Genomic DNA, 12,007 nt, shown 5'->3' with positions numbered 1-12,007 from the left:
TTATCACATAAAATCTGTGAGAAAATAATCTACTTTGAATATCTCAAAAATCACATCTATAATTTATCAAATATTAAATATGAATACATAATTATTATTGAAACAAAAAACTAAATCGTTTTCGTTTGGTTTCTTCTTTTAGAGATCAATTTACCTACTACTTAATCATTTTTAAAATGAAAATTCGATGAAAAGACTATTACAAACATTTAAAAAGCCTGTTTTGCTATTTTTTCTGTTTTTATTCGGAGTGTTTCAGCAAAGTTTTGCTCAGGAAACTATAACGGTTACAGGAAAAATTACATCAGCAGGAGAAGTTCAGGAACCATTACCCTTTATAAATGTATTGATTCAGGGAACTAACCAGGGAACCACTACAGATTTTGATGGAAACTATACTTTAGAAGTTGCTCCAGATGCTACGCTTTTATTCAGTTATCTGGGATATAAAACCAAAACCGTTCAGGTTGATGGTCGTACAGAAATTAATATTGAATTAGAAGAAGATATTGCAGGTTTAGATGAAGTACTTATTACTGGATATACGTCACAGGATAAGAAATCGATTACCGGTGCAATTTCAAGTATTACCAGTGATGATATCGAGAAAGTTCATGGTGGGGCTACGGTTTCTGCCGGTCTTGCTGGGAAAATTCCAGGAGTAAGCTTTAGGATGAATGATGGTCGCCCGGGCGCAAGTGCTTCAATCCAAATTCGTAATATGGGGGATCCATTATATGTAATTGATGGTGTACAACAGGATGCAGGGCAATTTAATAACCTTTCGTCTAACGATATCGCCAGTATTACTGTTTTAAAGGATGCATCTGCTGCCATTTATGGTGTTAGAGCAGCAAATGGAGTTGTGGTGGTAACTACAAAAAAAGGGAAGCGTGGTACGCGAAGCGCTGTAAATGTGAATGCTTATGTAGGCTGGCAAAACTGGTCTCGTTTTCCAGAAAGTGTAAACGATTCTTACCAGTGGATGCTTGGAAGAGCTGCGGCTGAAATTAACCAATTTGGATCTACGGGAATTACTACTGAAGAGTTAGAACGTTATAGAATTGGTGAAGAAAGAGGTTACCAGTCTTTTAACTGGAAAGACTTTATTATTAAGAAAAATGCTCCTATGCAAAACATGAATGTTAGCGCTAGTGGAGGATCGGATAATATCAATTACTATGTTTCTTTAACGCACTTAGATCAGGAATCTGTATTAGGTGAAGAGTTCACATTTATGCGTGATAATATACAGAGTAATGTAGATGCAAATATTACAGATCGTCTAAAGATAGGAGTACAAATTAATGGTAGGGTAGAGAAGAGAGAAAACCCGGGAATCCCAGGTTATGATGATTACTGGTTGCCAAGATTTGCTATTTTAAGAAACCGTCCTTTTGAGCGTCCTTATGCTAATGATAATCCTGAATATCTAAATGATATTGGCCATAACGAAACTAACTGGGGGCTTCATAATTTCGAAACTGGAGGATACTATCGTGATACCTGGAGGGTTTTACAAACCAATTTTACAGGTGAATACGATATGCCTTTTATAGACGGTTTAAAGCTTAAAGGAATGTATTCATATTATATAGCAGATCGTATACAAAATGGTCACGAATATACTTACGAAGCTTTTACATATAATCCAGATGATGATTCTTATACTCCTACTGGTGGTAGTACTAATCCGTTTAGAGAGCGTACGGCCGAGAAAGTTTTTAGAAAAACTTATCAGGGACAACTTCAGTATAAAAAAGATTTTGGTGATCATGCTGTAGATGCTGTGTTTATAGCAGAGCGCTTAGAGAACCGATTTTTAAGACAGTATGTGCATTCAGTACCAAGTACTAACACGCTTCCGTTAATTTATTTCTCTGATATGGATCAATATGATGATTCAGAAAATGAAGAAGCAAGAATTGGGTATATCGCCAAAGTAAGCTATAACTATAAAGATAAATATTATTTAGAGGCTTCAGGACGTCGTGATGCTTCATGGAAATTTGCACCTAATAAACGTGTAGGTTATTTTCCTTCAGTTTCCGGAGGATGGCGAATTACAGAAGAACAATTTTTCAAAAATTTACTAGGAAGCAATAGTATTTTGGATAACCTGAAGTTTAGAGCTTCTTATGGAGAGCTGGGAGATGATGATATTGATATTGGTGCTTTCGATTATTTAACCGGATATAATTATAATCAAGGAGTAGCTATTTTAGATGGAGAAGCTGTGATTGCCAGTAGAGACAAAGGGCAGCCAATTACAAATTTAACCTGGTTTAAAAGTAGAATTACAGATGTAGGAACAGATTTTTATCTTTTCGATAATAAGTTATCTGGATCTTTTGACTATTTCTATCGTAAAAGAACCGGCTTAAGAGGTAGAAAATATGACATTCTTATTCCTAACGAGCTTGGTTATGGGTTACCAGATGAAAATGTAAATAGTGATGCACAGTATGGGATTGAAGGTGCATTGTCTTACTCTAAGAAATTTGGGGAGTTAAGTTTTACAGTTTCCGGAAATGCTTCTTTATCCAGAAGTAAATTCCTGGAGTCCTATAAGCCAAGATTCGACAATTCTTACCAAAGATATAGAGCATCGGGAGAACATAGATTCAATAATATTTTCTGGGGATTAGAAGCTATTGGGCAGTTCCAAACTCAGGAAGAAATAGATAATTATCCTGTAGATATCGATGGGCAGGGGAATAGTACATTGTTGCCTGGAGATATTATTTACGAAGATATAAATGGTGATGGTAGAATTGGCTGGTACGATGAAAAGCCTATTGGATATACTAGGTACAATCCTATGGTAAACTTTGGTTTTAGTTTAAACCTGGCTTATAAGGGGTTTGATTTTACAGCAGATTTCTCTGGAGCTTCAGGCTATTCCTGGAATCAAAACTGGGAGCAAAGATGGCCATATCAAAACGAAGGTGCTTTAAACTCTATATTTCTTGATAGATGGCATCGCGCAGATCCACTAGATATTAATAGTGAATGGATTCCTGGTAAATATCCGGCAATTAGATTTAATGATGGTGGGCATAGTAATAATAGAAATTCTACCTTCTGGTTGCATAATGTAACCTATCTAAGAGCCCGTACTTTAGAGCTTGGTTATGCATTGCCAGAGAGTATTTTGGATAAGATTAATTTAAAAAGAGCAAGATTTTATGTGAATGCTTACAACCTGTTCTCTATAGATAATCTTGAAGAATACGGAATTGATCCTGAAATATCTGACGATAACGGATTGCAGTATCCTCAAAACAAGTTCGTGAACGTTGGTGTTAACATTTCAATCTAAAAACAAACTACAATGAAAAAACTTCTATACATATTAAGTTTTTCTGCTATACTGAGTAGCTGTACATCAGATTCAGATTTTCTGGATAGAGAGCCTACCAATATTTTAGGTCAGGAAGAAACCTTTAATCGTCCAGATTTAGTACTCTCTGTTTTAGCAGATTTATATAATCGATATAATGATTTTGGAACCGTAGAAGATTGGGCTTCTTTAGCTCAATTTAATGTAGCTTTTTGGTCTGAAGCTGGTAGATATGGCGAGTTCCAAAATGGTGGATGGGGCTATGGTGCCTGGGGAACCTGGGATTATGGCTATATAAGAGAAATGAACCTGTTTCTTGAAAGGCTTGAATTGTCTAGCGAATTAGAGCCTTCTGAGCAGGCCAGATTTATGGCAGAGGGTAGATTTTTAAGGGCTTCATACTATTTTACAATGGTAAAAAGAATGGGAGGAATTCCGATAATTTTAGAATCTCAAACCTATGATTTTAGTGGGGATGCAACTTATTTAAGATTTCCAAGAAATACTGAAGCTGAGGTCTACGATTTCGTAATTTCTGAAGCAGATGAAATTATGGAAGATCTGCCTGCAAGTGCAGATGTAAAATCTAGAGCTACAAAAGCAGCAGCTTTAGCGATGAAGGCTAGGGCAGCTTTATATGCTGGTTCTATTGCAAAATATGGCCAAAATACTCCAAGTGTAAGTCTTCCGGGAGGAGAAATAGGAATTCCTGCTTCCAGAGCAGATGGATACTATCAACAGGCGTTAAGCGCAGCTCAGGAAATTATCGATGGTAATGCAGGGAATTATAGTTTGTATTTAAAAGATGAGGCAAATTTATCTAACAATTTTGCTGCTCTATTTTATGATAAATCGAATAATCCAGAAGTGATTTTTGTTGAGGATTTTATGCTTCAAAGTGGGAAAGCGCATAGTTTTACCATTGCTAATCAGCCACGTTTTGGAGCAGAGGAAGAAGAAGGAGGTAGAATTAACCCTGCTTTAAACCTGGTACAATCTTTCGAAACTATAGAAGGTGAATACGAGCCATTACCAATAATGGATGAAAGTGGCGAATATATCTTATATGATGATCCACAAGACCTTTTTGCTAACCGCGATGCGAGATTAGAAGGAACTGTAATTGTTCCCGGGTCTACCTTTAAAGATCGAGAGACCGATATTTGGGCAGGATTACAGCTTGAAGATGGTACGGTTGTAAGTGGAGATTCCAGAGGACAGCAAAAAGAAGTAGCAGGTAGTGATGGCCCAATTCAGGTAGTTGGTTTTGATGGTCCTATAGATGGAGTTGAGTTTACCGCACAAACTGGATTTTATATTAGAAAATATCAGGATCCAAAATCGGGTTCAGGTCAGCGTGGTGTTCGTAGTGATGTTTGGTTTGTACGTTACCGTTTTGCTGAGGTACTTTTAAATGCTGCTGAAGCTGCCTTCGAACTTGGGCAGAATGAACTTGCGGCAGAATATATGAACCGCGTAAGAAGCAGAGCTGGTATCACTACTGAATTAACTGCGGCTGATATTAATTTTGATCGTATAGCACACGAGCGTTATGTAGAATTTGCCTTTGAAGGGCTTCATTTCTTTGACCTTAAACGTTGGAGAATTGCAGACCAGGTATTAGATGGGATTAGTATGGAGGCTAGTGATTTAGTTTCAAACATTGGTGATGCTACTAAAAGAAGAACTCAGCCTTTCGGTTTATGGCCTTATAAATATTACAACCCGGGAGATCCAAACGACGGAGACTGGTTATTTAAAATTGTTAAGCCTAACCGTGTAACGGGAGCAGATAATTTTCAGTTAGGAAATTATTATTCTGAAATTGGTCAGAATATACTAACTAATAACCCATTAATTGTTAGAAACCCTAATCAATAATCTTAAATCGAATATTATGAAGTTGAAGTATTATATATTATTCATGGGGTTAGTTTTAAGTCTGGCTTCATGTGAGATAGACAATTATGAAGAGCCGCAATCTATATTTAATGGAAGCGTGGTTTATAACGGGATGCCAATAGAAGTTGGCCCTTCTCAGGTAAGGTTTCAATTATGGCAACCAGGTTTTGGAGCTTTAGCACCACTCGATGTACATATCGCTCCAGATGGATCATATAGCGGAAGGTTTTTTGACGGTGATTATAAATTGAAATTCGTAAATGGGCAGGGACCCTGGGTGGCTCAGGAACAAAGTGCTCAGGCTGCAGATACGATTTTCTTTTCTTTAAATGGAGATACGATGATGGATATTGAAGTTACTCCGTTTTACATCGTTGAAAATTCAGATATCACTATTAGTGGAGGTAGAGTGAATGCTTCTGTAGATCTGGATCAGATTATTACAGGAGATAATGCCAGAGGTATAGAATATGTAAATCTATATCTTAATAAAGCTGAATTGGTTTCTAACTGGGCAGAGTATAACATTAATGACGGTGATCGCTATAATAACAGAGAGGCTTATGATATCGTGCAGGAAGGACCGGGCGATCTTTCAGATATAAACAATATTAATTTATCGGTAAGTCTTCCAAATACGGCCAATTACGATCGTGATTATGTTTTTGCCAGGGTTGGGATTAAGATTATAGGTGTAGAGGATCTTTTATTTACACCAACAGTAAAATTAGAATTATAATACATCCATGTTAACCTTAGGAAGTTTCCGGAGCGGCTTTAATTCCTTCGGAACTTCTTTTTTCTAAACACCCACAATGAAAAGAAGTTTAAAAATCATTTTAGTGCTGAGTTTGGTAATGTTTTGCGGGACAGGTTTTGGTCAGCAAAAAACATTTACCAATCCGCTTTTACCTTCTGGTGCAGACCCCTACAGTACGTACCATGATGGGTATTATTATTACATCCATACACTGCAAAATCAATTAGTGTTATGGAAAACGAAAAATCTTGCCGATCTAAAAACGGCAGAAAAAACCACGATTTGGACACCGCCCAAGAATACCATGTATTCTAAGGAGTTATGGGCGCCAGAAGTTCATATGATCGATGGGAACTGGTACGTGTATTTTGCTGCAGATAACGGTGATAATAATAATCACCGTATGTATGTCTTAGAAAATACTTCAGGAGATCCAATGAACGATAGTTGGAAATTTAAAGGGAAACTGGCCACTCCTTCAGATAAATGGGCGATTGATGGGAATGTCTTCAAACATAAAGGACAGTTATATATGATTTGGTCTGGTTGGGAAGGAGATGAAAATGGTCGCCAGGATCTATTCATTTCAAAAATGAAAAATCCAACCACAATGGAAGGGAAAAGACAAAAGATCGCTACACCAACTTACGATTGGGAAACCCGATGGGAAGGAGGTCCCCACGTATTGGTAAATGAAGGACCACAATTTTTATCGAACGGGAAAGAAGTTTTTATTGTTTTTTCTGGGAGTGGTTGTTGGACCGATTTTTATACGCTGGGATTACTTCAGCTTAAAGGGAAAGATCTTATGGATCCTAAGAACTGGGAAAAACACAAGAAGCCAATTTTTGCATGGTCTAAAGAAAATGGCGTGTATGCACCAGGGCATAATTCCTTTTTTAAATCTCCAGATGGGAAAGAGGATTGGATATTATACCATGCTAACGATAATTCAGGAGATGGTTGTGGCGGAAAAAGATCGCCCAGAATGCAGAAAATTAGTTGGAATAAAGATGGAACACCAAATCTAGGCACTCCGGTTTCAACAAAAACCATCCTGGAAATTCCTTCCGAAGAAAAATAAACGAACTCAAAAAACATCAAAATACAGCAAATGAAAAGAATAGTTTTACTTATTGGTTTTCTTATCGGGATAAACAGTTTTGCCCAACAGGAAGATATCGTATTGAAGAATAAATGGTCACGTGAAAAGGCAGCCGAATGGTATAAAAAGCATGATTGGATGTCTGGTGCAAATTTTATTCCCAGTACGGCGATTAATCAATTAGAGATGTGGCAGGAAGAAACTTTTGATCCTGAAACCATCGATAGAGAGTTGGGATATGCTGAAGGAATTGGATTTAATACCATGCGCGTTTACCTGCATAGTCTTGCTTATAAAGCCGATAAAAAAGGTTTTAAGGATCGTGTTGATGAATATTTGGGAATTGCAGATAAGCATAATATCAAGACGATATTGGTGATTTTTGATGATGTTTGGGGGGCAGATCCAAAAATTGGCAAGCAACCAGAACCAAAAACAGGAACGCATAACTCGGGTTGGATGCAGGATCCCGGTTATCCGGCCTCAAAAAATGAAGCCAATTTTGCCGAATTAGAGGTTTACGTAAAGGATATTATTAAAACTTTCGCGAATGACGATCGCGTATTGTTATGGGATTTATATAACGAACCGGGAAATAACAATAAAGGCAATGAATCTTTAGCATTATTAAAAAACGTATTCACCTGGGCTAAAGAGATTAATCCATCACAGCCGGTATCTGCTGGTTTATGGAATTGGGGTTTAAAAGATCTAAATGCTTACCAGGCCCTACATTCAGATATTATCACTTATCATGATTATGAGGGGCCGGAATGGCATCGTAGAGTTATAGAACTTTTAAAATCACATGGCCGCCCAATGATCTGTACTGAATATATGGCCAGAACCAGAGATAGCCGATATTCGAATACATTACCTATGTTGAAAAATGAAAATATTGGGGCAATTAATTGGGGACTGGTAAACGGGAAGACCAATACGATTTTCGCCTGGGATACTCCAATAGCAGAAGGAGAGCCAATTGAATGGTTTCATGATGTGTTCAGAAAAGATGGAACTCCTTATCGTCAGGACGAAGTGGATTTGATTAAAAAATTGAATAAAAATTAGTCGTTTTTTCAGTATTCATAAGGCTTTAGTGAAGCTTGATATTAATAAGCGTAAAAAATACGTTAAAAATATTAGTATTATTAAATTAATAATTTTAAATTGCCTAAAAGGTTTTAGCTATTATAGGTTGTTGTTTTAATTTTATAAATAAGTAATAAATATTATTAAATAATGAGAAATGTTGAAAATACATTTTTAGCAATACTCTTGGTTTTACTGGCCTCAGCTTGTAAAGAAAAGCCATCTGAGACTGAAAATACTGAAGCTGAAATAGCATATCACCCAGATACTGCTTATGGCTTAAAAAAGGAAAAATTTGATACTATTGTCGATGGAAAGCAGGTAAAACTATATTGGATTAAGAATACTGATATAGAAGTTGCTTTTACCAATTATGGAGGTAGGATCGTAGGTCTTTGGGTTCCTGATAAAGATGGAAAAATGACCGATGTTGTGGTAGGGATGAACAGTGTTTCTGGTTTTGCTAATGCAACCGAGCCTTATTTTGGAGCAACCATAGGTCGTGTAGGCAATCGTATTGCCAAAGGTAAATTTACCTTAAACGGTGAAGAATATACCATTCTAACAAATAATAACGGAAATACACTGCATGGCGGAAACAAAGGTTTTCAATATGTGGTTTGGGATGCCGAACAACCAGATGATAAAACTTTGATATTAACGTATAATTCTCCAGATATGGAAGAGGGGTTTCCTGGAAATTTGGAGGTAAAGGTTACCTATTCGGTTACCAGTGATCAAAGTATAAAAATTGAGTATGAAGCAACTACAGATAAAGCAACTCCGGTAAATCTTACCAATCATGCATTTTTCAATTTAAATGGTGAAGGAAGTGGAGAAATTTTAGATCATAAAGTACAAATCTTTGCAGATCAATTTACTCCTGTAGATGCAGGTTTAATTCCTTCAGGAGAATTAAGGGACGTTAAAGGAACCCCGTTTGATTTTACAGAGCCACATACCATTGGAGAACGTATCGAAACCGAAAATAATCAACTTAAAAATGGAGATGGTTACGATCACAATTTTGTGTTGAATAAGACAGAAGACGGTATGAACCACGCTGCTATGTTTACCGGAGACAAATCTGGGATTGTGATGAATGTATATACCCAGGAACCCGGAGTACAGTTTTACAGCGGTAATTTTATGCAGAGTAAAAACACCTTTAAATCTGGCGCTAAAGACGATTATAGAACCGCTTTTGCTTTAGAGACACAGCACTTCCCCGATGCACCAAATCAGGAAAACTTCCCGTCTATTATTTTAGAGCCCGGCGAAACCTATCATACTATTTCCGAATATCAATTTTCCACCACAAATAATTAACTAATCAAAATCAAATCCTAACAATGAAACAGAAACTTCTATTTGCCTTAAGCTTATTAGTAAGTGGTTTTTTAACTGCTCAAGAAAGGCAAGCACCAGCTTATCCTCTAATTGCTCACGATCCTAACTTAAGTATCTGGTCTTTTGGAGATAAAATTAACGAATCTACTACCGTTCACTGGACGGGGAACGAGCAAAGTCTTGTTGGACTTATAAAAGTTGATGGTAAAACTTACCGTTTTCTAGGTAGTGAAGCCAGAAACTATGAAGATGTATTGCCTGCCGCAAATCTAAAATCATATAGCGTAAAAACAACCGAATCTAATCCTGGGGCTGGATGGGAAAAACTTGGTTTTAACGACAAAAACTGGAAATCTAAGAAAGCACCTTTTGGAGATGAAGGAAAATACGAGACAAAATGGACCAGCGATGATCTTTGGTATCGTAGAGAATTCGATTTAAAATCGACCAAATTCGATGAATTATATCTAAAACTTCATCACGACGATAATGTTGTGGTGTATTTAAATGGTGAGCAGATCTTTAAAAAAGAAGGCTGGAATCACGAATTTGACTATATAAAGATCGAAAAATCTGTTCAGCAGAAATTGAAGAAAAAAGGCAATGTTTTAGCGATCCATGTTAGAAATACTGCCGGAGGTCGTTTCCTTGATGCTGGTTTAGCTGAGGTAAAAGAATCTAAGGCTGAAGTTTTAGTTGCAGAACAAACAGGTGTAGATCTTAGAGCAACTCAAACCGAGTATATGCTTAAAGCTGGCGGTGTAGATGTAGATCTTACGTTCACTTCGCCTTTATTAATGGATAATCTTGATCTAATGGCGCGCCCGGTTTCTTACATTTCAGTAAAAACAAAACCTAACGATGGCAATTCGCATAAAGTTCAGGTGTATTTGGGGGCGGCTTCAGCAATTGCAGTTAACGAATCCAGCCAGGAAGTAACTTCAGAAACAGGAGATACCAAAGGCTTAAATTTCTTAAAAGCCGGTACAGTAGAACAGCCAATATTAGAGAAAAAAGGAGATAATTTAAGAATCGATTGGGGATATATGTATTTCGCAGTTCCAAAATCTGCAAATGCAAGTCAGTCGGTTACCGCTGCTTCAGATGCTACAGCAAGTTTTGCTTCAGGAAAAAGTATGAAGGCAAAAAATAAAGGCACCAATTTAATGCTGAATACTGTTTTCGCAGAAGAGAGCATTTCCGGAGAAAAAGAATACATGGTTATGTTGGGTTACGATGATATTTATTCGATTAATTACTTCGGAAAAAAACTAAGACCATGGTGGAATATCGATGGAAAAAACAGCATTGAGGCAGAATTAGAAAAGGCGTATGCCGAGTATGATGATGTTTTAGATGAATGTGAAGATTTCAACAAAGATCTTTTTGAAGATGGCGTGGAAGCCGGTGGCGAAAAATATGCTGAAGTATTAGAAATTGCGTATCGCCAGGCTATTGCTGCCCATAAATTAACGAAAAGTCCCGAAGGTGAAATTCTTTTCTTGTCTAAAGAAAACTTTAGTAATGGTTCGATAAATACTGTAGATGTTACGTATCCTTCAGCGCCATTGTTTTTGATTTATAATCCAGATTTATTAAAAGGAATGCTTAACGGGATTTTCTATTATTCTGAAAGTGGAAAATGGAAAAAGCCTTTCCCTGCTCACGATTTAGGAACCTATCCAATTGCAACCGGGCAAACTTATGGTGAAGATATGCCAGTTGAAGAATCTGGTAATATGGTGGTGTTAACTGCAGCGATCGTAATGGCCGAAGGTAATGCAGATTATGCTAAAAAGCATTGGGAAACACTTACCGAATGGACAGAATATCTAACCGAAGCTGGTTTAGATCCGGCCAACCAGTTATCTACAGATGATTTTTCTGGTCACCTTGCACGTAACGCAAATTTAGCGGTAAAAGCAATTATGGGTGTTGGAAGTTATGGTTATATGGCAAATCAGCTAGGAAAGAAAGATGTAGCTGAAAAATTCACTGCAAAAGCACGTAATATGGCCAAAGAGTGGATGCAACTTTCAGACGCAGGCGATCACTATGCTTTAACCTATGACGATAAAAGTACGTGGAGCCAAAAGTATAATCTGGTTTGGGATAAGGTAATGGATCTTGAAATTTTCCCTCAGGAAGTTTTTGATACCGAATTAGCTTATTACAGAAAAAAGCAAAATGAATATGGTCTTCCTCTAGATAATCGTGCAGATTATACAAAATCAGATTGGATTTACTGGACGGCAAGTTTAGGTGACGATGCAACTTTTAAATATTTTGGAGATCCAATTTATAAGTTCGCTGTAGAGACAAAAAATCGTGTACCTATGAGTGACTGGCATTATACCAGCAGCGGTGATCAAAGAGGTTTCCAGGCACGTAGTGTTGTAGGAGGTTATTATATCAAATTATTAAAAGATAAATGGGAATAGGCTTTTGCCTATCT

7 protein-coding genes are annotated in these 12,007 nt (G+C 37.0%); all 7 read left to right on the top strand.

Translation table 11 applies throughout. From position 1 onward, the window contains the following. Positions 1 to 187: 187 nt before the first annotated feature. The 7 genes from IIF7_RS04735 to IIF7_RS04705 all read left to right on the top strand — a co-directional run bounded on the left by IIF7_RS04735 (position 188) and on the right by IIF7_RS04705 (position 11,993). On the top strand, positions 188 to 3,322 hold the full coding sequence (locus IIF7_RS04735) for a SusC/RagA family TonB-linked outer membrane protein (protein WP_217806676.1): 3,135 nt from the start codon (positions 188 to 190) through the stop codon (positions 3,320 to 3,322). Between the two features lie 12 nt (positions 3,323 to 3,334). Then, positions 3,335 to 5,224 (top strand): RagB/SusD family nutrient uptake outer membrane protein, encoded by a 1,890-nt coding sequence (locus tag IIF7_RS04730; protein WP_084840526.1) that lies wholly within the window; start codon positions 3,335 to 3,337, stop codon positions 5,222 to 5,224. A 16-nt stretch (positions 5,225 to 5,240) separates the two neighbouring features. After that, positions 5,241 to 5,984 carry a DUF3823 domain-containing protein gene (locus IIF7_RS04725; RefSeq protein WP_245801526.1) on the top strand — a complete coding sequence of 248 codons (744 nt, stop codon included), beginning with the start codon at positions 5,241 to 5,243 and terminating at the stop codon, positions 5,982 to 5,984. Positions 5,985 to 6,060: 76 nt separating this feature from the next. Then, positions 6,061 to 7,089: a glycoside hydrolase family 43 protein gene (locus IIF7_RS04720; RefSeq protein WP_084840524.1), complete on the top strand. Its 1,029-nt coding sequence runs from the start codon at positions 6,061 to 6,063 to the stop codon at positions 7,087 to 7,089. Between the two features lie 30 nt (positions 7,090 to 7,119). After that, positions 7,120 to 8,181, top strand: coding sequence for a cellulase family glycosylhydrolase (locus tag IIF7_RS04715; protein ID WP_084840523.1), 1,062 nt, complete (start codon positions 7,120 to 7,122; stop codon positions 8,179 to 8,181). Between the two features lie 171 nt (positions 8,182 to 8,352). Beyond that, positions 8,353 to 9,531 (top strand): aldose epimerase family protein, encoded by a 1,179-nt coding sequence (locus IIF7_RS04710; protein WP_084840522.1) that lies wholly within the window; start codon positions 8,353 to 8,355, stop codon positions 9,529 to 9,531. Between the two features lie 23 nt (positions 9,532 to 9,554). Beyond that, positions 9,555 to 11,993, top strand: coding sequence for a glutaminase family protein (locus IIF7_RS04705; RefSeq protein ID WP_084840521.1), 2,439 nt, complete (start codon positions 9,555 to 9,557; stop codon positions 11,991 to 11,993). Positions 11,994 to 12,007: the final 14 nt, after the last annotated feature.

The organism is Zunongwangia atlantica 22II14-10F7 (assembly GCF_002094855.1).
Lineage (GTDB): Bacteria > Bacteroidota > Bacteroidia > Flavobacteriales > Flavobacteriaceae > Zunongwangia > Zunongwangia atlantica.
The sequence above is the reverse complement of the archived record's forward strand: the minus strand, read 5'-3'. Positions and strand labels throughout refer to the sequence as shown.